The 21,969-nt window shown below is 66.7% G+C and carries 17 protein-coding genes and 4 pseudogenes; 19 read left to right on the plus strand and 2 right to left on the minus strand.

The annotated features are described in order from the left end of the window. Nucleotides 1–297: 297 nt before the first annotated feature. From HYQ63_RS07755 to HYQ63_RS07830, 16 genes are all read left to right on the plus strand, one after another. Entirely contained in the window at nt 298–498 is a 201-nt protein-coding gene (locus tag HYQ63_RS07755) for a hypothetical protein (protein ID WP_179933164.1), read from the plus strand. Nucleotides 499–556: 58 nt separating this feature from the next. Further along, nucleotides 557–1,522 (plus strand): LLM class flavin-dependent oxidoreductase, encoded by a 966-nt coding sequence (locus tag HYQ63_RS07760; RefSeq protein WP_179933165.1) that lies wholly within the window; start codon nt 557–559, stop codon nt 1,520–1,522. Between the two features lie 43 nt (nt 1,523–1,565). Further along, nucleotides 1,566–2,585 carry a daptide biosynthesis RiPP recognition protein gene (gene mpaB / locus HYQ63_RS07765; protein WP_179933166.1) on the plus strand — a complete coding sequence of 340 codons (1,020 nt, stop codon included), beginning with the start codon at nt 1,566–1,568 and terminating at the stop codon, nt 2,583–2,585. Further along, nucleotides 2,585–3,391, plus strand: coding sequence for a daptide-type RiPP biosynthesis methyltransferase (gene mpaM / locus HYQ63_RS07770; protein ID WP_179933167.1), 807 nt, complete (start codon nt 2,585–2,587; stop codon nt 3,389–3,391). The genes mpaB and mpaM overlap by 1 nt, the downstream gene beginning before the upstream one ends. Beyond that, nucleotides 3,388–4,650, plus strand: coding sequence for a daptide-type RiPP biosynthesis aminotransferase (mpaD, locus tag HYQ63_RS07775; RefSeq protein ID WP_179933168.1), 1,263 nt, complete (start codon nt 3,388–3,390; stop codon nt 4,648–4,650). The genes mpaM and mpaD overlap by 4 nt, the downstream gene beginning before the upstream one ends. An 87-nt stretch (nt 4,651–4,737) precedes the next feature. Then, nucleotides 4,738–4,884, plus strand: coding sequence for a daptide-type RiPP (locus tag HYQ63_RS07780; RefSeq protein WP_179933169.1), 147 nt, complete (start codon nt 4,738–4,740; stop codon nt 4,882–4,884). 121 nt (nt 4,885–5,005) lie between these two features. Continuing rightward, nucleotides 5,006–6,322, plus strand: coding sequence for a daptide-type RiPP biosynthesis dehydogenase (gene mpaC / locus HYQ63_RS07785; RefSeq protein WP_179933170.1), 1,317 nt, complete (start codon nt 5,006–5,008; stop codon nt 6,320–6,322). A gap of 32 nt (nt 6,323–6,354) precedes the next feature. Beyond that, complete coding sequence (locus tag HYQ63_RS07790) at nt 6,355–6,504, plus strand: daptide-type RiPP (RefSeq protein ID WP_179933171.1); 150 nt, start codon at nt 6,355–6,357, stop codon at nt 6,502–6,504. A 96-nt stretch (nt 6,505–6,600) separates the two neighbouring features. Next, nucleotides 6,601–6,744 (plus strand): daptide-type RiPP, encoded by a 144-nt coding sequence (locus tag HYQ63_RS07795; RefSeq protein ID WP_179933172.1) that lies wholly within the window; start codon nt 6,601–6,603, stop codon nt 6,742–6,744. Between the two features lie 153 nt (nt 6,745–6,897). Beyond that, nucleotides 6,898–8,532, plus strand: coding sequence for a daptide biosynthesis intramembrane metalloprotease (mpaP, locus tag HYQ63_RS07800; protein ID WP_306664877.1), 1,635 nt, complete (start codon nt 6,898–6,900; stop codon nt 8,530–8,532). Nucleotides 8,533–8,550: 18 nt separating this feature from the next. Continuing rightward, entirely contained in the window at nt 8,551–11,070 is a 2,520-nt protein-coding gene (lanKC, locus tag HYQ63_RS07805; protein ID WP_179933174.1) for a class III lanthionine synthetase LanKC, read from the plus strand. Beyond that, nucleotides 11,070–12,320 (plus strand): YcaO-like family protein, encoded by a 1,251-nt coding sequence (locus HYQ63_RS07810; RefSeq protein WP_257232579.1) that lies wholly within the window; start codon nt 11,070–11,072, stop codon nt 12,318–12,320. The genes lanKC and HYQ63_RS07810 overlap by 1 nt, the downstream gene beginning before the upstream one ends. A 24-nt stretch (nt 12,321–12,344) precedes the next feature. Further along, on the plus strand, nt 12,345–13,235 hold the full coding sequence (locus HYQ63_RS07815) for an ABC transporter ATP-binding protein (protein ID WP_179933176.1): 891 nt from the start codon (nt 12,345–12,347) through the stop codon (nt 13,233–13,235). Continuing rightward, nucleotides 13,232–14,473: an ABC transporter permease gene (locus tag HYQ63_RS07820; protein WP_179933177.1), complete on the plus strand. Its 1,242-nt coding sequence runs from the start codon at nt 13,232–13,234 to the stop codon at nt 14,471–14,473. The genes HYQ63_RS07815 and HYQ63_RS07820 overlap by 4 nt, the downstream gene beginning before the upstream one ends. 42 nt (nt 14,474–14,515) lie before the next feature. Next, nucleotides 14,516–14,710, plus strand: coding sequence for a hypothetical protein (locus HYQ63_RS07825; protein WP_179933178.1), 195 nt, complete (start codon nt 14,516–14,518; stop codon nt 14,708–14,710). Nucleotides 14,711–14,789: 79 nt separating this feature from the next. Continuing rightward, complete coding sequence (locus HYQ63_RS07830) at nt 14,790–15,029, plus strand: hypothetical protein (RefSeq protein ID WP_179933179.1); 240 nt, start codon at nt 14,790–14,792, stop codon at nt 15,027–15,029. A 180-nt stretch (nt 15,030–15,209) separates the two neighbouring features. On the opposite strand, the gene HYQ63_RS07835 is transcribed toward HYQ63_RS07830, so the two are convergent. Further along, entirely contained in the window at nt 15,210–16,214 is a 1,005-nt protein-coding gene (locus HYQ63_RS07835; protein ID WP_257231711.1) for a helix-turn-helix transcriptional regulator, read from the minus strand. Between the two features lie 605 nt (nt 16,215–16,819). On the opposite strand from HYQ63_RS07835, the pseudogene HYQ63_RS45920 reads away from it, so the two are divergent. The 3 pseudogenes from HYQ63_RS45920 to HYQ63_RS07850 all read left to right on the plus strand — a co-directional run. Beyond that, nucleotides 16,820–17,327, plus strand: a pseudogene (locus HYQ63_RS45920) (integrase); the annotation flags it as partial. Between the two features lie 355 nt (nt 17,328–17,682). After that, a pseudogene (locus tag HYQ63_RS45575) lies at nt 17,683–18,794 on the plus strand (integrase core domain-containing protein). Nucleotides 18,795–18,915: 121 nt separating this feature from the next. Further along, nucleotides 18,916–20,008, plus strand: a pseudogene (locus HYQ63_RS07850) (integrase core domain-containing protein). A gap of 1,088 nt (nt 20,009–21,096) precedes the next feature. Here the strand turns inward: HYQ63_RS07850 and HYQ63_RS07855 are convergent. Then, nucleotides 21,097–21,966: pseudogene (locus tag HYQ63_RS07855) on the minus strand (IS5 family transposase). Nucleotides 21,967–21,969: the final 3 nt, after the last annotated feature.

A 21,969-nucleotide genomic window follows, 5' to 3' on the forward strand; every position in this document is an offset into this window, starting at 1 on the left:
ACACCCGTGGCGAGAAGCCGAAGCAGCCGGTGCATTGGGCTCCCTGTTCGCCTGGAAAGGCTGGAAGCTGCCGTGCACCTTGTACGTAGCGGTCGCGCAACGGTCCGGCGCGGCATTACCGACTCACGCTGCGCAGCGCATCGGTCACCGTTCTGATGCCGTTTCCTGCACTGTCCTGGTTCCGGAAGCTGCACGGTTTTTATCTCGTTTGAGGGCTTGGCAGCGGCCAGAGTTGACCTTGCAAGAACGAGACCGAAGACACGAGACCACGTAATGTGCCCATCAGGGGGGAACATCGTGAACAGCAACAAAGTGGTGAGAACCTTACGCCGTTCCTCGGCAACGTTTCTGGCCGGTGCAATGCTCGCCCTCGCGGCCCACGGCGTCACGTACGCCGCCGACGGTGCGTCGGCCCCGTGGCCCGGCCGCGCGGTCATCGCTCCGGTAGACCTGCCCTTTCCGGCCATCGAGCCTAGCCGGACCAACGACTGGGGCTGATCCGGTTCAGCCTTCCTGACCGTTGAGTGTCTGCCGAGAAACAGAAGAGGCTCCCGCCGTGACTGAGCTGTCAGTTCTCATCCCGTTCGTTCCTCGCCGTCTGGAGCAGGTGCTGCCGTTCGCCGGCCTGGTCAATTGGACTAGCGCGGCGCGGCTGTGGCAGGGCCAGTCGATGGTGCTCGAACCGCATCAGACATTCGTCGGTGTGGCGGGGGCGGGCTTCAGGGTTCCGGCTGGGCTAGGGGTGACACTGATGCCGCTGAGGAACCCCTTCGAAGCAGCGACGCAGGCCCGCTCGGTGGCGCTGGCCACGGGACATCCGGTCACCGCGGGATTCGGGACCGGAGCCGTGCAGTTCCAGCGGAACATCCTTGGCTCCGCCTACTCCAGCCCGCTCAACACGGCGCGTGCTTACGTCACCGCCGTGCGCAGCCTGCTGGATGGTGAACTGGTGCAGAGTGACGGGACGGAATTCACCCTGACCGGCCAACTTCCCCCGGCGGTGGCCCCTCGGGTCGATGTGGGGCTCGGTGTGCTCAGGCCAGGCATGGCCCGTCTCGCCGGTGAGGTCGCGGATGCCGTCATCACCTGGCTGACCCCGCCGTCCTATCTGAAGGACGTGTTGGTTCCAGCGGTCGCGGAAGGGATGAAGAAGGCAGGACGCACCCGTCGGCCGAGGATTATCGCGATGGTGCCCGTAGGGGTGAGGCGGGACGAGACCGATCCCGAGCGGTTGGCGCTGGCGAGTAACCTCGCCCACCTCCAGGCACCGCACTACCAGGACATGCTCCGCCGGGCCGGCGCGGACATCGGCGACGGCAACGACGTGCACCAGGCGGCGCGCGCAGTGGTCGACACCGGGGGGTTCGTCACTGGCGATCTCGATGATGTTCTCAAGGGTCTGGACGCGTACCAGCAGGCCGGAGCCGACGAGATCGTCCTGAACACCACGGGTGTCAACAAGATGTTCGGCTCTCCCGAGGCCCTGGCTGACCTCCGCACCATTCTCAAGGCGCACCAGTAGAGCTTCAGTTGCCCGCCGGGGCCCTGTTTCGAGAGGTTCTTTGATGGACACCATCGCGCGCAGACGCGCGAAACAGCACATCATGTCGTGGGGCTCGGGCCATGTCCGCCCGGACCGGGTTCCTGCCGGGCAGGCAGCCACGGTTGTCCTCGCCAACCGCGCCCACCTCGATGACGCCGTATCCTCCGGCGTCATCGGAGACTCCACCGTGGCCTTTGCCCCCCGAACCAGTGATGGCCCCGTCGTGGGCTATGACGGGGCGCTCGACGAACCCGGCACGGAACTCGCTCTCGGACACGACTTCTACCTCCAGACGCAGGACTACGCCTCCAGCGCCTACATGACGGTCCTCGGTCCCACCATCGTCCGCCTCTTCACGAACGAGGACTTCGCCGCCTGTCTGCGCGACGCCGACCGTGCGCTCGAGGAGGGCGCCTTCCCCGAGTTTCTGATCACGCCGTCCGTGCTGCTCGCGGACACATCCGGTCTCGGCGGCGGCCCGGCGGGCGACGGCCCGCTGACGAGGTTGTACGCGGACCGCGCCGGGAACTGGTCGACCTCGCCCCGAGGAGCCGTTCTGGGCACGATCGGCGACAGTCTCGACACGCTGATAGCCCGTTACGAGGAGATCAACGCCGCAAGCCCGGCGCCGTGCGCTGTTGCCTTGGCCGCAGTGATCAGCGATCCGGACCGCTCTGCGGCTCTCCGGGAACGCCCGTATCTGGGACGCTACCTCGCGGCGGTACGTGCCCTGCGCTCGGTGATCGCCCGGGGTGCGCACGAGCCGAAGGTATCCGGGTTCGGCGTACGGCTCGTCCCCGGCCTCGTCCTGGAAGGGCCGGACGTCACGGACGCCGAGGCTCCGCTGGTGATGTTCACCGAAGAAGAGGCGTATGTCTCCGCCGCAGGGCGGCTGTTCAGCGTCAGCCGCGACGTCGCCGGGGCCGTCGAATGCCTCCTGGCCGGGGCAGCCGATCCGGACTCTGCCGAACGGTTGTCGCAGGTGCGCGACTACTTCACCCAGCAGGGCGTCCCGCTCCCCGAGCCCGTGGTGGTGGCGTGATGACTCCTGTGGCCACTCCCTTTCTACCGGGCCAAGCCGGTGAGCGCGTCGCGCAGCTCGGTGACCGGGCACGCCTGTGCGGCCTGTACGACGAAGACGGATCCGGCGTGTACGACGATCTCGCAGCGGCGGACGGCTTCGAGATCCGAGACATCATCATCGCAGTTCGAACCCTTGACGGACCGGTGCTGGACTTGGCCGCCGGCTCCGGGCGCTTCACCCTCCCGCTGCTGGCACTCGGCCGCGATGTGACGGCACTGGACATGTCTCCGCACATGCTCAGCCTGCTCACTCAGCGGCTCGCCAGAACACCTGAGCGGGTGCGCGAGCGGTGCACCGTGGTGCAGGCAGACATGTCTGGCTTCACCCTGAGGCAGCGTTTCGCCCACGTCCTGCTTGGCACCACTTCACTGTCCCTATTGGATTCATCTGGCCGGGCTGGCCTCTACCGGTGTGTCGCCGACAGTCTCAGCGAAGGCGGCCAGTTCCTGGTGTCGGTTCTGGAGCGTGGCGGGGACGGCGACCCGGACGAAGTCGTTCAGCGTGCCCACGGTGCCAGCGGTACCCCGTACGACCTGTACGAGTACTGGCCGACGGGCGCCTCCCACCGTACGGTCACCATCGTTCCCGCTGATCCGCCGCCCACCGGACACGTGGTCGTGGCACATGACGAGGTTCCCAGCATGAGCATCTCCACCATCGAGAGGGAACTTCATCAGGCCGGGTTCACCGCGCTCGACCAGCGGGAGCTGACCCCGGTCGGGCAACGGCACCGTGTCGTTCTGATCAAGGCGGTGCGCGCATGACCGGGAACATCCTGTGGCCCTACCTGATCGCTCCCTCGGCGCACGGCAGTGACCGGCAGTGCGCGGTGCAGGCCGCAGGCCACCGCATCACCTTCGCGGACGGCAGCACGGTCCTCGACGGCGACAGCGGCCTGTGGAACGCCAACCTCGGCTACGGCAACCCAGTGATCGCGGATGCCATCGGCGAGGCCACGAGGGAAGCCTCCTACCTGGGTGCGTTCAGATTCGAGAACAGTTACGCCCGCGGTGCCGCAACCGATCTGCTCGCTGTAGCTGACACCGAAAACTACGCACGCGTGTTGTTCTCGTCCGGCGGCGGCGTCGCCAACGACGCGGCGATGAAGCTGGTGCGCCAATACCATGCCCTCGACGGGCACCCGGAGCGCAACCTGATCGTCGCTCTGCGCGGTAGCTTCCACGGCCTGACATTCGGCGGGTTCGCCTTGACCGGCGAGGAGTTGGGCCAGCGTGTCTACGGTGTCGATCAGCGCCTGATCCGGCACATCAATCCCAACGACATCGGCGAGCTGCGCGACCTCATCCAGCGCATCGGCCGTCAGGTTGCCGCACTCGTGGTCGAACCTGTCCTGGGTACCGGAACGATCCCGCTCGGCGCGGATTACATCGAGGAACTGCTTCGGCTGCGCGATCGGTCCGGGTTCCTGCTCGTCGCGGACGAGGTGGCGACCGGCTTCGGCCGCACCGGCAGCTTTTTCGCCTCTCACACCTGGCCGGGCCGACCGGACGTGTTGATCACCTCGAAGGGGCTGACGAACGGCACGATGCCCGCGTCGGCGGTCATCTTCTCCCACCAGGTCGCGGAGATTTTCACCCGCCACGACGCCATTCTCACGCACGCGGAGACCCAGGGCGGAACGGCCGTCTCGTGCGCCGCGATTCGCGCGACGATCAACGAGATGCAGCGACTCGATGCTGTCGTCTCGGGTCGGCGTGTCGCCGACCGCCTCGCCGCTCGCATCGATGAGCTGGTGGATCAGCATCCTCTGGTGAATCACTCCACCGGGCAGGGCTGCTTCCGAACTCTGCACCTGCGGGGTCCCGGTGGGCACCGCCTCGCACCGCCCGGTGTCGCATGGCTCGTCGGCCGCATCCGCGACGAGGGCGCAATCGTGCACCCCGGACCCTCTGGCATCCAGCTCGTCCCCGCTCTGACGTGGACCGACGCGGAGACGGACGAACTGATGGCCTGCGTCCAGACGGGCCTGAATGCCCTGACCGCCGTCGCCGCACGCCACTGAGCGGGACCAGCCTTCGCCTCGAAGACTCCAGAACCTCGCGGGTTCTGGCTACCCCAACCCGACCCCTGTGGAGAGGAGGAGAGCAACATGACCGACCGCAATCTTGCTGAGGAGCCGCAGATCGACGCCTGTGAGCTGGAGATGCAGGAGCTGGAGGCCCTGGAGGCCCCGGGCTTCTGGACCGGCGTTTCGATCGGCACCGTGGTCAGCGTGTCCGTCGTCGCGGCGACCTGACGCCGCCATCTGTTTCGCACAGGTTGTGCCTCGGCCCGCGCCCACCGGCCGGGCCGGGCGCAGCCGTCCTCTCCCTGAGCACCCTTTCACGGCCTTCCGTTCCGGCAAGGAGACGATATTGATGTCCGACACCGCCGCGCGAGCTGCCAGGCAGGCGTTCACGCTGCCAGCCGCACCGCTGCGGTCCATCGGCTCCCTTGCCGAGTGGCTGCGCGGTGACGAGGCCGATGCCGTCACCATGATCTGCGATCCTGCCCTCACCGGGCAGCCCGTCACCGTAGGCGTGCGCGACCAAATCCGCAGCGCGGGCATCACCTCCAGGGTGGTGACCCTCCCGATCAACCGGGATGCCGAGGCGATCCGGTCGCTGGCTGCCCGGCTCGCGCCGCGCGAACTGGTCGTCGCCATCGGTGGCGGCAGCACCCTCGACTTTGCCAAGCTCACCGCGCTGTCAGCCATTCAGCCGGACATTTACCGCTACCTCACCGCGCCGCAGCGCAGCGGATTTCTCCTCCTGCCACCCCACCTTGGCAACAGCGTACGAGTCCTGGCCGTACCCACTACTTTGGGCACCGGGAGCGAACTGGGCACCGTGGCCTGTTTCGAACGCGCCGGCCACAAGCTCTTGGTCACCGGATCATGCTTGCGTCCGGTCCAAGCGATGTGGATTGCGGAGGCCACCGACACGCTGCCCGCCGACCTGGTTGCCGACGGCGTCCTGGAGGCACTGTTCCGCACCGTCAGCCCCTACACCGGTGACCCGGCCCCCTTGCCGGAGCAGGATGCCGCTGTCGAAGACCTTGCCGTACGCCTTATCCAGGCGGGGGACGAGGTCGCCCGCCTGCGCGCCGCGGGGAATCCGATTCCCGCGGATCTGCGGCTGCGTATCGCAGAGATGAGTGCGCAATCCCAGATTGGCCACCTCAATATCGGCCGCAGCCCCTATGCCGTGAAGTGCTGGTGCATCGCCAACGAGCTCTCAACTTTGCTGGGACTGGCCAAGATGCGCACCGTGTCCGCCGTGTGGCCCGTGCTGTGGCGGCACTGCCTGGCCGGGAACGACCGGCTCGGCAGCCCCGACCGGATCCTCAGCCTGTGGACAGTGATCCGCGGCACCTTCCCACACTTCGGCCAGGATCCGGTCACTGGGCTGGAACGGCTGATGGACGCCTGGCGCATCGAACGCACCGTGCACGCCGGCACCCGTCAGGTCGAGGAGACCACCGAGCGGATCATGCGCGCATGGGGGGCCGGCCTGCCCATCCTCGACGGCGTCCGCGCGCAGGAAATTCGCCGACTCCTCACGGACGCCACCTACTCGACTGCCGACGGTGTCGTGTCCCCGCCCGGCACCGTCGGCCCACCAGACCACCGCACGCCCACGGAACCAGACCGTGTGCATGCGGAGGAACACACCATCCGAGCGCACCAGGCGTGATCACACCGGGTGCCGCGTAAAAGGAGAAGTTCATGGACCACATCGAGGTCGAGCTTCAGAACCTGACCATCTCGGAGCTGGAGATGCAGGAGCTGGAGGCCCTGGAGGCTCCGGGCTGGGCGACCAGCGCCGGTGTCAGCGTCGGCATCTCCGTCGTCTCCGTGGCCTGGAGCCTCACCTGAACCCTGCACCCTGCCTCGCGCCTTCGGGCGGGCCGGGTACAGCGCGGCCGTGTGCCGCATCCCACTCATCCACCTCTCACGAAGGAGAACCCTCCGATGGAGAACATCACGAACGAAGCCCCGGCGCTGGAGCTGGAGATGCAGGAGCTGGAGGCCTTGGAGGCCCCCGGATTCTGGACCGGCGTCTCGATCGGCGCCACCATCTCCTCCGCGGTTGGCACGTCGATCGCCCTCACCTGATCAACGGTGACCGCCGTTCGGTGAGCGTCCCTGCGCTCACCGGATCTCCGGAGAAACCGTAGACGCTGCCTCCGCCCCGCTCCTGAGCCAGGGGCCGGGCGGAGGCGGGGCACAGTGCCGCCCTTTCTCTGTACATTCCGAGGAGCCACCACCGTGAGCACTACCACCGCGCCGGTCCTGCCGGACGCGCAGCGGCCCCGGCTCGCACCGGGCATAGAGGTCCACCCGCCCATGGGCGACGGTGGCTCCTGGGTCATCCAGCATGGCCCCCGCTACATCCGGGTCAGTGCCTCCGTCGCCTCCCTGGCCCAGCGCCTGGACGGCGAGACCACGATCGATGCCCTCGCCGGATCGATGGGCGTCCCGTGGACCGCGGAACTGGTCACTGATGCCGTTGGTCGTTTCGACGCGCTACGTCTGCTCGACCGCGGTGAGCAGACGCCGAAAAAGAAGCAGCGCTCGTCCCGCATCAAGTTGGTGCCGCCGTTCACCGTGCAGCTCACGCTGCTCAGCCCCGGTCGGACGATGCAGGCCCTTCAGCCGGCCCTGGCCCGCTGGAAGGGGCGCCGACTCGCGGCCACTTCCGTCGTGACCGCCTTGGCCGGTCTTGTCGTGCTGGCTGTACAGGCTCCCTACGTGACCAACCTCGTGTCCCAGCCCCTGTCTCCGCTGGCCTATGTGGGTCTCCTCGTCGGGCTGATCGCCGGTACCTCGCTGCACGAACTCGGGCACGCCTTCACTCTCATCCGCTACGGCGGTCGCCCGTCCCGTATCGGGATCATGCTGTTCTACCTGATGCCGACGTTCTTTTGCGACGTCTCGGACTCGTGGCGGCTTGCCGAACGGTGCCAGCGCGTCCACGTCGCCCTCGCCGGACCCGCGGTGCAGACGTTCCTCGCCGGAGCATCCGCCCTGGCCGCGTGGCCGCTCGATGTCGGGGGCGTGAAGACGTGTCTGGTGCTGTTCGCCGTCGGCAGCTACATCACCGGGCTGCTGAACCTGCTGCCGCTGATCAAGCTGGACGGATACATCGCGCTGATGAGCCGCGTGGATATCCCCTACCTGCGGGACAGGGCGATCAAGGACGCACGCCGCAGCGTCGCACGTCTGCTCTTCGGCGGTACCTACCGGCGGGAACTACCCGGCCGCAGCTGGACCGTCTGGTACGGGCTAGCATGCATGACCTTCCCCCTGTACCTGCTGTCGACCGCGCTGAAGCTGTGGATAGGGCTGCTGCAGCGTGCCGGGTTCGTCGGTGCATGCCTAGCTGCCTCGGCCTTCTGCTACGTGCTCTATCTCGTCGGCCGTGGCATCAGGCGCCTGGTGGGAGAGGTGCGGGGCTCCGGAGCCTCCAGGGTGAGGGTCACCCTCGTCGGCGCCCTGCTCGCCGCCGCGGCTTCCGCGGTGGCGTTCCTTCCGGTCACCTGCACAACCCCGGCCGCCTATGTCACACGCGCCGGCGGAGTCGATGTGGTCCTCATGCGGGGCTCGGACGCGAGCCGCATCGAGCCGGGCCGACCCGTGTCCCTGAGCACCAACGGCCTGATCCTCACTCCGTCCACCGGACACGGGGTCATCGGCCAGCAGGGCGGAAAACGGACGACTGCTCCGGTGTCGGCGTTCTTTCCCATCGCGCTCGGTCCGGAGCCCGAGACCCCAGTGATCAGCTACCGGCTCACTACCAGCCAGGCCCCCACTGAGCCGTTCGGAACGGCCGAGGTCGACACCGGACGCTTGCCGCTGTGGGAGGTGGCGTACCGCACTTATGTCGCCCCGTTCATCCCTTGAGATTTTTGAGGCCCTGCCGTGACCGATCTTCGCTTTCTCGATTTCATCCGCCAGGACACCTTCTTCTACGACGCACCCGACCAGGAAGACGCGCCCGACCAGGACTTCCACGCTGACCGCACCCCCGCCGAGGGATGGACCGTGGCGCGGGGCCGTGAGTGGACCGTGTGTACGCCTCCAGATCCGGGCATCCCCGGCCAAGGATGGAAGATTCATGTCTCGGCGCTGCCCGGCAACGCGGCCGACCTGCTGGACGTGGTCGCCCCGTATTGCGTCGAGCACGACCTTATGTACAAGTACATCAACAACAAGGCGATCGTGGCCCGGCGGGGAAGCAAGTACGGAGACCGCACGGCAAGCGGCAAGTTCATCACCATCTACCCGCCCGACGAGCAGGCCTTGGAGAAGACCCTCACCGACCTGGACGCGCTGATCGGCGGTACCCCCGCGCCCTACATCCTTAGCGACCTGCGGTGGGGCAAGGGGCCTCTGTACGTGCGCTACGGCGGGTTCGTGTTGCTGATGGCCCGCGCCAGGGACGGGCAACTCGTTCCCGGCATTCGCACCCCTGACGGGGAGCTGGTCCCGGACGAGCGCAAACCCTCGTTCCGCCCGCCCGCGTGGGTGGCGATCCCGGACTTTCTCCAGGACGCTCACCGGGCTCGCAAGCAGGGCACGTTGCGAGACTTCCCGTTCCGCGTGTACAAGGCGCTGCACTTCTCCAACGGTGGTGGCGTCTACCGTGCCGTCGACGCCCGCACAGGCAGTGAAGTTCTGTTGAAGGAAGCCCGCCCGCTGGCCGGCCTGGACGCCTCCGGCGCCGACGCGATCGCCCGGATGGAACGCGAGCACTGGGCTCTGCAGAAGCTCGCCGGCCTGCCTGGCATACCAGCGGTGGTGGACTACCGTCAGGGGCACGAACATCGTTTTTTGGCAAGGGAGTTCATCGACGGCCGCCCGCTGGTCGACATCCTGAGGTTCAAGCACCCATTCGCCTCGGGCGAGGACAGCCCGGCCGCACGTGCCGCCTACCTGACATGGGCGATGGACATCCTCAAGCAGGTGGAGGACGGCGTATCAGCGATGCACGAGCGGGGCGTCGTCTTCGGCGACCTGCACCCCGGCAACATCCTTCTCCGCGAAGACGGCACCATCGCGTTCATCGACATGGAGACCTGCACCAAACCGGAGGACGGCTACCAGCAGGCGATGGGCGCGCTCGGTTTCCATGCCCCCGGCCACCTCACCGGCACGCAGGTGGACCTGTTCGCGCTGAACGTCCTGAAGCTGACACTGTTCATGCCGCTTCCGCAGGTTGTGCCGTGGGGCGTGGAAAAGGTTCACGCCCTCGTCGACGCAGCAGCCGAGAACTTCGATCTCCCCGTGTCTTTCACCACCGGGGTGAAATCGGTGCTCGGCCGCGACGCCTTGCGCTCCCCCCAGGACTACTCAGCGCCGTGGCCAGAGTCCGGGCACATGCCCGGTGCCGCGATACGCGACGCCCTGGCCGCTTCCATCCTCAATGCGGCAACCCCTGAGCGTGACGACCGCCTCTATCCCGGTGACGCGTTGCAGTTCCTGTTACCGGAAGGTGGCATCACCTTCGCCTACGGTGCTGCCGGAGTCATGTGGGCGCTCCACCAGTGTGGCTATGAGGTCCCAGCAGAGCATGTTCAGTGGCTCGCCGACCACGCCCGGCGCCCGCTGCTGGACGGCCCCGGCTTCTTCACCGGGCTCGCTGGAGTCGCCTGCACGCTCCATATGCTGGGGCGACAGGGCGAGGCCGCGCAGGTGATGGAGCGCGCCTTAACGGTGGCCGAAGGAACCGACCTGTCGCTGGGTTCGGGCCTGTCTGGTTTGGGGCTCACCGCGCTGCATCTCGCCGACCGCGAAGGCGGTAACAAATGGCTGGATGAGGGCCGTGCCCTGGCCGATCGCATCACCGGCACGAGTATGGACCACCGGCGTGCGGGCCTGATCCAGGGCCGTGCCGGACACGCCCTGTTCCTGCTGCGCTTGTTCGAACGCACCGGAGACGAACGCTACCTGGATCAGGCGGTGACCGAGCTGCGCGTGGATCTCGGCGCCATCCCGCTCGACACCGGCGATCCGGACGGTCTCGGTCTGGGCCTCGCGGGCGCCGCCGGCCTTGCCCTCGTCACGCGCGAGATCACCGCCTATCGCTCCGGCACGAGTCTGGAGCAGACGTGCCGGTGGCTTCAGGAGATGAGCCGTTGCCGTCTGGCCTCGACGAACGGATTGTTCCACGGCCGCGCCGGTTCCCTCACCGTCCTGGACCGGCGTGACCCCGAGCAGATGCGGCTGCACCTGGATGCTATCGGCTGGGAAGCCGTCTCCCTGGAGCCGGGCCGGATCCACACGCTCGGCGAGCACGGCTACCGCCTCTCCACCGATCTGGCCACCGGATCCGCCGGAGTCCTGCTCGCTCTCACCTCCCTAGTCCGCGACGACATGCACATGCTGCCGCTCCTTCCTTTCCGTTCGGCACGTCCGGTCCCCGTGGGGGTGGCAGCGTGATGCTCGACATCCCCCGTACCCTTCATCCCTCCACCGGTGTCGCGGAGCGGTACTCGCTCCAGTCACCGCAGGGCGCGGGCCTGCTGTGGTCCAGCGCGGTCGCCCTCCACCCGGTGCCCGGCGTGCCGACGGGAGAGGTACCGCCCTCGGCACTCATCGCGGGAGCCCGCGGTCACTCACGCGCCGATGTACTCATACGTGGCGCGGGCGAGGCAGTCGAACGCCGTGCCCTGCATCCGCTGCCCGGCCTGGTCTCCTACCGGGGCACCATCGATTCCCTCACTCTGCCGGCGCTGGATGCGTCTGCGCACGCTCTGGCCGCCCCACACGCCAATGCCACGGTGCTGACGTGGTATCCGGCCCGATGTCTTCGTAACGACACGGCCATCCTGGTTCCCGCCAGTCTGGTGAACTGGCCGGCCATCGAGGAGGAGGGCCTGTTCGATCCGAGTCCGTCCGGAGCGGCTGCCGGAACCACCGCAGACGCGGCTCTGCGCTCCGCCCTGGTCGAGATCGTCGAACGCGATGCCTTCACCACAGCCTGGGCACGGCAGCTGCGCTTGCCGTCCTGGCCCCACCCGGAACAGGCGCTTGGCTACGCGCCCGCGGGCCCGCTCCGTTCGTTGTGGCAGCGCGCTCTCGGCCAAGCAATCAGCCCGGTGATTGCGCGGATCCCCACCGCTGTACCCGGATTGTGCTGCGTCGTGGTCGTGCTGCTCGACCCGCCCGGTCCCAATGCGATGGCGGCGGTCGGCATGAAGGCATCCGGACGGCCTGAGCAGGCGATTCTCGGCGCCCTGCAAGAGGCATGGCAGGTTAGGGCTGCTCTCGACGAGACGTCCCGCACCGACGCTCCGACACCGGAGGTGGTGGTCAGCGAGCACGATCGGATCCGGTACCTGCTCAGCCCGCGGGCGTACAGGTCCGTCGCGGACTGGGCAAAGGGGTTCATGCCCGGCCATGTGGTGATGCGTTCCACCGACGTGACACTTCGGCACCTGACCGACGCGGTTCTTGCCGACGGCGCGGATCCGCTGGTGGTCGACCTAACCCCCCGCTTGTCCACGCACATCAGGGGCATGGGCTGGCGGGCCGTCAAGGTGATCCCGGCGGGATACCAGGGCTTGCGCATGGACGAGCGACACGTATGGACGTGGAACCTCCGCCGGGTGGACAGCGCACCCCAGCGCACCGGGTGCGCGGCAGGGAACAATGACCACCGGGCTGCGGGACCGCACCCCCTGCCCTGACTCGCAACGACGAAAGCGACAGTGATGCTGGAACTGGACAAGGTGACGCGGTACTTCGGCGACCGTGCCGCCGTCGAACGGACCTCCTTCTACGTCGAGGGAGGCCGGATGACGGGCTTCGTCGGCGTGAACGGGGCCGGGAAGACCACCACCATGCGCTTGATCATGGGTGTGTTGGCGGTCCACGACGGCACGATTCGCTGGGACGGGCGTCCGGTCACCGCCGACGATCGCAGACGGTTCGGTTACATGCCCGAAGAGCGCGGCTTATATCCGAAGCAGACCGTCATAGGACAGCTCACCTACCTCGGCCGACTGCGCGGACTGTCCGCGCAGTCGGCCCAGCGGTCGGCCGGCGAGCTGATCGACCGGCTGGGCCTGGCGGAGAGGAGCACCGCCCGTCTGGAGGCGCTGTCGCTGGGCAACCAGCAGCGGGTCCAGATCGCCGCCGCCCTCATCGGCGACCCCCAGTTCCTCGTGTTGGACGAGCCGTTCTCCGGTCTTGACCCGCGCGCGGTGGACACGATGGTCGAGGTGCTGCGCGAGTACATCCGGCGAGGGGTGCCGGTGCTGTTCTCCTCGCACCAGCTCGATTTAGTGGAACGGCTCTGCGACGACCTGGTTTTCCTGGATAGGGGCAGGGTTCTGGCGCAGGGATCCGCGCACGAGCTGCGGCGTCGCGGCACTGTTCGGCACCGTCTCGCCATGTCCGGGCCGACCGGCTGGCTGCATACCTTCACCGGCGTCACCGTCATCAGCGAGAACGATGAGGGCGGTGGTGTGCTGCTGCAGCTCGACGATGACGGCGTGGTCGACCGGTTGCTGGCCGAGGCGCTGCGCCGCGGGAGCGTACGGGAGTTCGGCGAGATCGTTCCCAGCGTGTCCGATGTTTTCAGGGAGATGACGAACGCATGAGCACCTCTGTCCGCGACGCCGAGGCCCGCACCAACCCGGCCACGGCCCATCCAGCACAAACCGGTGCACGGCCTGTCGGTGCATGGCGTATCGTCACCGCCCGCGAAATAGCTGTCAAGTTACGTGACCGGGGGTTCCTCGTCTCCACCCTGGTCACGCTGGCCCTGATCGTCGGGGCGATCGGTCTTCAGGTGTACCTGGCCTCCACCGCCGGGAAGGTCACCATCGCCGCCACGGGCACCCGCAGCACACAGATCGTCCGCCAGGCCCAAGCGTTGGCTGACCGGGCGGACCAGGATGTGACAATCAAATTTCACCAGGAGTCCTCCCAAGAGGCCGTGGAGTCGGCGGTGACCTCAGGGAAGGCGGACGCCGGCCTGGTCCCCTCTGCCGAGGGGTGGCTGCTGGTGGGCGACACCGGCATCGACGACACCGCTGCCACCTGGCTCGGCGCCGCGGTGCAGAACACAGCCATGGCCGACAACGCCTCCAATGCTGGAACGAGCCTGGGCACGCTCACGAAGGATTCGGCGCTCGGTCACAAGCTGCTCTCCCCGGAGAGCACGCCTGAGAGCGTAGTCCGCATGGCCACGTTCTTTTTCGGCTTCCTGTTCTATCTCGCCGCGGTGATGCTCGGCGTCGCGCTGGCCACGAGCATCGTGGAAGAGAAGCAGAACCGCATCGTCGAAATCATCGCGTCCTCCATCCGGCTGCGCGACCTGCTCATCGGCAAGATCGTCGGACACACCATGCTCGCTCTCGTGCAGATGGCCGCGTTCAGCGCCGCGGGCGCCATAGGCCTGATCGCCACTGGCCACCATGATGTGCTGTCCCAAATCACCGTTGGCCTGAGTTGGTTCCTCGCGTACTACCTGGTCGGCATCGCGGTGCTGGCCTGTGTATTCGCCGCGGCAGGGGCGATCGCCGGCCGCAGCGAGGACATTCAGTCCACCACCACCCCGGTAAACATGGTGGCCGCCCTGGTCCTCATCGCAGGGATCACCGCCTCGGGCACCGCGCAGACCGTCCTGTCCTACGTTCCGCTCACGTCGACGATCACCATGCCGATCCGCATCATCGGCGGAGACGTCTCCTGGTGGGAGCCGATCGTTTCGATGCTGATATCGCTGTTCGCCGCAGCCGGAGTGGTGGGGCTCAGTGAGCGAATCTACCGCCGGGCCCTGATGCAGACCGGCGGAAAGCTGTCCTTCCGGCAGGCCCTCAAGCTCACCGACTGATCAGCCGCCTTTCCCCAACCTTCCACTGAAGGAGACCGAAAGATGAACTCCACCACAGCCCGCCCCGCCACCGTGATCGCCAGCCTGCTCGCCGTCATGTGCGGGGCCATGATCGTGGTCATCACCAGCAGCCTCGGCGACACCGCCCGCTACGCCCTCGGCGCCGCCCTGCTGATCGGCATCGCCACCGGCGCCTACAAGCTCTCCCAGGCTCTTAAGGAGAACCGCACCCGTTAACAACAGCGCCGCCTTCGTCACGGGGCCGCACCCCTTCTGGCCCCTGACGAAGCCATTCCTCATGGGAGTCCCGCCGTCCATGGAGCACCGCATCCGCATCACCAGCATTGATCCGGCCTCTCCAGAGACCGCCAGTGTTCGGCTGGTCGCCAAGCTGCCGCCCACGTGGCGGTTGAAACAGATCAAATGCACTCCCGACCCCGCGATAGCCGAACTCACACTCGACATCCCGAGCGACTTCGAGGTGGGCGATGTGGGGCAAACCGTCGACGCGATCCTCACCACCCCTGGCCTGGAAGGCTGGGCCAGGTTCTACTGAGGTCAAACTCGTGATGTCGCAGGGGCTGACGGCCGGGATTTACGCGCGGTATCACCAGGGGTATTCGGGCAGAAATGTCGACGTACAACGTCCTGATCGACATCATGGCCATGGGCAAGAAGTTTCGCGCCCAAACTCATATCGTGGCCCCGAACTGGGTGAACCTTGCCTGATGCGGCACTAGATCCAGCCCCGTTCGCGGGCCAGCAGGGCGGCCTGGAACCGGTTCGAGGCGCCCAGTCTATCCATCAGTGACGCCACGTATTTGCGGTAGGTGCGCACGGACATGCCCAGGTCACGAGCACCGCTCTCGTCCTTGTCCGCCGTATACAACACCTTGAGGACACTGCACTCGGTCTCACTGGGCGCATCCTCGTCCTCGAGCGGCAGCTCCTGCGCGCTGACCCACATCCGCTCGAACAAGGCGACCAGCGTGGCGACCAAGCCGGTTTCACGCGTCAGCAGAGCACCCCTGGCCGTACGGGAGGGGTCGATCGGGGTGAGAGCCGCACTTCGGTCACATATGATCATGCGTTCCAGTGGCTGATAGGAGATGCGTATCTCCGCGCCTTTCGCGGCGAGTTCTCGCAAGTAGGCCATCGTGGCCGGGTCGTCCAGGGCCGGAGCGGCCATCAGGGTGCGCATGCGCAGCCCCCGTCGCAGCACGCGCAGATCCATGGGACGGGAGGCCTCGATGGATTCAGGGGTGAGCACGCCTATTGGATTTACCGTTAGGTTCTCCGAACGCGCGAAGAAGGTGAGCTCATCGATGGCCTCCCTTACCGCCGCCGTCCCCTTCAGTTGCTGAACCGGCGGAACGTCCACGGGCGAGCTGTGCGATCCGGCCATCTCGGAGATTAACGACTCGACCACGCCCGTGGCCGCTATGGCCGCCTCCAACTCCCCCCGCAGCCGTCGCAGCCGGTCATCGATGAGCTGATCCACCGCACGCGCGGGCCCGACAGCGCGCACCCCTCCGGCTAAGCCGCCACGCACAGCGACGCCGAGTTCGACTAACCGGTCTGCCAGGACTTCCTCGCCCGACACGAGGCATGTCGCACTCACGCAACCGTTCCCACTGCGCAAAAGCCGCCGGTAGAGGGCTTCCTCCGCTGCCGATACACCAAGGATTCCCAGACAAGCCCCCGCAGTGTCCTCCTGGTCTGGATGGATCGTTTCACTCACCCTTTCTCCTTTGTGTTCCATAGGGTGTGCGTGGTGACGGTATTGGCCAGCTCCAGCTGCCGGGCCTGTAGTCGTCGTACTTCTGTTTGGGCTTCCTCGGGCCCCATCCTTCGGTCTCGGGGCGCTGCCGCGGGCGCCTGGCGACTTGGTGGAGTTCTCCCTGTGCGGCGAGCGGGTCCGTAGGGAAGTAATTGGCTCTGGCCATGACCAGAATGATAAGCCTGTTCGGTTTCTTCGCCGTTCGCGCGGTGTGTTTTGGGTCAGGGTGGTGAGGTTCGTCCGGCGGGAGAGAAGACGAAGGCGCCGTGACAGCCGTCGCAACGCGACCGGAGCGCAGCCGCCGGAGCAGGCCTGGAGGAGTGAGTGTGCGGGGACCGCCCCCGCGACCGTGGGCCCTGCATGGTTGACCCGAAATCGCCGGAACCCTCACCGGAGCGACTTCAGCGGCTCGCTGACGAGATACGGCTGCCACTGGCGGTGCACCCCCGGAGTGCCCCGCAGATTCGGCATCGCTCGCGGCAGTATCCCTGTGCCGTTCAGAAATGCGTCGCTGCAGGTCGTAGGCGGTCTGGCGGGATCGGCAGGCGCGCTGGGGCCATGTCCAGGTGATCGTGTCACTGGTGTGTCAGGTCATGCGGAAGCTTCTCTCGGTCCCAGTGGTGTTGCTGCGTCGGCAGACGTCCAGAGACGCTGAGTTGCTCGTGCTCCGGCACGAGAATGCGGTGCTGCGCAGGCAACTTGCGAGTCCGGTGCGGTATCAGTGGGCGGACCGGTTGTGGTTCGCGGCATTGTCCTCGCTGATACCCCGGCGTCGCTGGGCTCAGGTGTTCCCTGTGACACCAGGGACGTTGCTGGGTTGGCATCGACGTCTCGTTGCACGCAGGTGGGACGACAGCGAGTGTCGGAGCAGGCCGGGTCGGCCAGCGACGGCGGAATCCGTGAAGGAGTTGGTGCTGCGGCTGACACGGGAGAACCCGCGCTGGGGTGCCGCAGGATCAAGGGGGAGCTCGTCTTCGCCGGGTCTACGCGCTGGTTTTCCTCGAGCACGGCACACGCCGCCTCCACATCGCCGGGGTGACCACGCATCCGGCCGCACAGTGGACGGCCCAGCAGTGCCCTTGCCGGAAACTTCATCCGTGCAGGTCACGCCGCATTCCGGTACTCGTGAAGGATGCCGCCGAGGCGATCGTGTCGGCGTATGTCGAGGCGCGCTAACGTGTCCGGGTCATCGATCGGCGGGGGCAAGGGGCGCAGTGGCCTGGCGTTCGCGATGCCCTGGTGTGGTCGGTGTCTGTTGTAGAACTGCTCGAACTCGCGCAGGGTGTGGAGGAGGTGCCGCTGGTTCCAGATCAACGTCCGGTCCAAGAGCTCGCGGCGACAGGTCTGTATCCTGAAGGGTGTCTTTATTGTCGTACGGTGGTTGACATGGGGCTTTGCGATCGCCTGCGTGTGGGCATGATCAATGATTGTGGGTCTGCGACTGCTCTACCTGATCTTCTGTCGACTACTGGGCTGCTTACTCTTGCTGGGCCGATCGACCGCCGCGAACCATGCTGAGATCCTCGTGCTTCGTCATGAGGTCGCTGTACTTCGCCAGCAGGTCGAGCGGCCGCGGTTTTCGTGGGCTGATAGTGCCGTGCTCTCCGCCCTTGCACGGCACCTTCCCTCCGTCTTACGTCGCCATCGGCTGGTCACCCCGGGCACGCTGCTGACCTGGCACCGACGTCTGGTGCGCTGGAAGTGGCGCCAGACGGCGGTCGGACCCGGTCGGCCACCGTTGCCAGAAGAGACGGTCGCGCTCATCCAGCGCTTGGCGCGAGAGAACCCGACCTGGGGCTATGTCAGAATTCAAGGTGAGCTGCGGCGGCTTGGCCATCGGGTCGCCGCCGCCACGATCCGGCGCGTCCTGCACCGCCTCGGTCTACCGCCCGCACCGCAGCGCGCCTCCAGCAGACCTGGCGTTCCTTCCTGCGCTCACAGGCCCACACGCTACTCGCCTGCGACTTCATGCACGTGGAGACCGTCTTCCTCAAGCGCCTCTATGTCTTCTTCGTCATGGAGATCGCCACCCGGCGCGTCCATGTCCTGGGCGTCACCGCCCACCCGACCGGCACATGGGCCACCCAACTCGCCCGCAACCTGCTCATGGACCTCGAGGACAGAGCCGGGCGCTTCCGGTTCCTCATTCGTGACCGGGACAGCAAGTTCACCGCCGCATTCGACGCCGTCTTCGCCGGCAACGGCACAGCCGTCATCCCGACTCCGCCACAAAGCCCACGGTCCAACGCGTTCGCCGAACGATGGATACGCACAGCCCGCACCGAGTGCACCGACCGACTCCTGATCACCGGCGAACGGCACCTGCGCACCGTCCTCACTCAGTACGCCGAGCACTACAACGCGGGACGGGCCCACCGCAGCCTCGGCCTACGGGCACCAGACGACGACCCGAACGTTATCCCCCTGCCCGCTGCCACGGTCAGGCGTCGCCAGGTACTTGGCGGACTGCTCAACGAGTACCGCACCATGTCACCCCGAGTGCCTCATCATCCACAGGAAACGCCCAGCTCAGCAGCCTGACACTGCGGGTGCCGATAAATCATCCACGCAGGTCGGGAGCCTGATCACGGATCTTCGGTTCTCCTCGACATTCGCCCAAGTGCCTTCACCCGCAAGGGCCGGGGCGGCATCATGATCTGTCGTGCTGCTGCGCCTGGCCTACCTCGCCGCGACCAACGCCCTGGCGTTCCTACGCCTCCTGCCGATGAGCGACAGAGAAAAGGACGTCGAGATCCTGGTGCTCCGGCACCAACTGCTGGTCCTGCAGCGTCAGGTCGGCAAGCCGAGCTTCACCGACAGCGACCGTGCCGTCCTCGCCGGCCTGCTCCACCACCTCCCCAAAGACAGACTGCGGCACCTTCTGCTGCTGGTCCGCCCCGAGACCGTCTTGCACTGGCATCGCGAACTGCTCAGGCGGCGCCATGCCGCAACCTGCGTACCCAGGCGACGCGGACGCCCGCGCACCCTACGGTCAATCCGCGCCCTGGTCCTGCGCATGGCCAGGGAGAATGCCTCGTGGGGCTATCGCCGGATCCACGGCGAACTCGCCGCACTGGGGATCAAGGTCGCCGCCTCCACCGTCTGGGAGATCCCCCGCGAACACGGCATCCCACCCGCACCCGAACGACAGAGCACCACCTGGGCCGACTTCCTCCGCAGCCAGGCCAAGGCCCTTCTCGCCTGCGATCTGTTCGAAGTCCGCACGCTGACGGGGGCGCGCCTGTACGTCTTCGCCGTCATCGAGCACACCACCCGTCGCATCAGAATTCTGGGCGCCAACGCACATCCGACCGGCGACTGGATCGTGCAGCTCGGACGCAACCTCCTCATGGACCTCGAAGACGCGGACAGCAGAGCACGGTTCCTGATCCACGACCGAGACTCGAAGTTCACAACCGCCTTCGACGCCCTGATGGCCGATGCCGGACTGAAAGTCGTCACCACCGGCATTCGGATACCCCGGATGAACTCCCTCATCGAGCGCTGGATAAAGACCTGCCGCACCGAACTCCTGGACCGGACCCTGATCTGGAACCAGAGCCACCTCCTCCGCGCACTACGCGAGTACGAATCCTTCTACAACGAACACCGCCCGCACAGAACCCTGAAAAACGCCGCCCCATGCCGCCCCACAACCCACCCCCATCACCCAACAAGCCCAGCTCACCCACCTGGAAATCCACAGACGAGACCGGCTCGGCGGAACGCTCCACCAGCACCAGCACGCCGCCTGAGCTGCGCAGATGATTTATCGGCACCCGCACTGTCAAACCAACCCACGGGTCAGATGCCGCCCAGGCTGTCCGGCCTCCCGTGCCACCCAGGCCGGATACATCAACGACAAGAGCACCGCATTCGAGCGACACGCAGGCAAGCAGGCAAGCAGGCAAGCAGTGCTCGTCGACCACCACGCCAAGCGCACACACAGCGGGGACATCATTCTCGCTCGCTTGGCACACTTTTTCTTCCGGCCAGGCCTCCGCAAACAGTCTCCCTACGGCGCTCCAGAGCCGGATACAGCGCTCACGCCCTGGGAGTGCCCTATCTGCCGGCAGACGCCAAGGGGCTTTACCGCCCCTTGACGCAGACCCCTACGGTAGCCAAAAGCCCCACGTACAGACTGCCTGCGGAAACTTGCCCACAAGGATCACCGACGGCCTCTCTGCGCCTGTCGCATGGGGAGCGCGGGGCCGTGCTCCCACCCGGAAAGGGGGTCGGGAGCCGACAAGGGGTTCTTATGCCTCTCGATGCAGAGAGCATCCAGATCGATGGGGTGACCTCAGAGGCCTACGGTTGACAACGGCACGCAGGCGCTCGGTACGGCGCAGCAGGTCTACCGGATCGAGTGACGGACGAATCGGACACCCTTGACACGTCCGCGAGTTGGGAGCACGAGGGCTCCCAGAGGGCTCCCCATCGCTCCCAGCCCGGAAACGGTTAAGGCCGTTCCCGCTACCTGCGGAAACGGCCTCCGACCTGCGAAAACGCTGGTCGGGACGACAGGATTTGAACCTGCGACCCCTTGACCCCCAGGCGTGGCAACTCTCTGCAACACTCCGTACCACGCTGTAACCGCCAGTACGGCCCCGCACGGAGCGGTACACCTCCATCCGCGAGGGAGTACCGAACAGACCTGACAGCCGTCGGCAGCAGCCCCAACAGATCATCACGACGCGAAGCCGACACACGATCGTTCCCGCCCTCACGTGCTCGTCCACTCAATTCCTGCAGAGACGACTGTCCGTCCAGCAATGGGTGGACTCCCTCCCACTCGCTGACTACCTGCGCGTGATGAAGCTAGGGCCTGTTGTGAAAGTGCTGGTCACAGCCACTCGTTGATGGCTGCGACCAGCACTGTCGCTTCGTAGCGGACGGCGAGTTTGTCGTACCGAGTGGCAACGGCCCGGTGCCGCTTGAGCCGGTTGATCCCGCACTCGACCGCGTGCCGTTGCTTGTAGTCGTCCTTGTCGAACTTCGGCGGCCGCCCGCCACGCGATCCACGCTTGAGGCGGTTGCGGACTCGGTCCGCCGGAACCGCAATGGTGGCTTTGATCCCGCGTCTGCGCAGGTAGGAGCGATTGCCGCGGGAATCGTACGCCTTGTCGGCCCGCACCCGGTCCGGGCGCGCGCCTGCCGAGCCCCAGCCTCGGAACCCGGATGGCTTCCAGGACCGCTTCGAACTGCGGGGAGTCGCCCCGCTGCCCGGCCGTGATCACGAGGGACAAGGGCTTCTGCCCCTGCTCGACTGCAAGGTGGATTTTGCTGGTCAGTCCGCCGCGGGAGCGTCCGAGGCCGTGGTCGGCCGGCTCGACGAAGATCCCGCCGGGCGGTTCCTTCTGGAGGTCCCCTTTTTCGCCGCTCCCGCGGCGTGCTGATGAGCCCGGCAGACGGTGGAGTCGACGTTGACCTCCCAGGTGATCAGGCCCTTCGCGTCCGCCTCGGCCTGGAGCTGGGTGAGGATCCTTGCCCAGGTGCCGTCCCGCTGCCAGCGCCGGAACAGGTCATAGACCCGGTCCCACGGCCCATAACGTTCGGGCACGTCCCGCCAGGGAGCACCGGTCCGGGTCCGCCACCGTATGCCGTCTATCAGCTGCCTCCGCGTCCACACCTGCGGCCGCCCCGGCTTGATGCCCGTCGGCAGCAGAGGCTCAAGCCGGGCCCACTGGCCGTTCGTCAGATCCCCACGTCCCACAGG

Source organism: Streptomyces sp. Rer75, assembly GCF_013414305.1.
Taxonomy (GTDB): Bacteria; Actinomycetota; Actinomycetes; order Streptomycetales; family Streptomycetaceae; genus Streptomyces; species Streptomyces himastatinicus.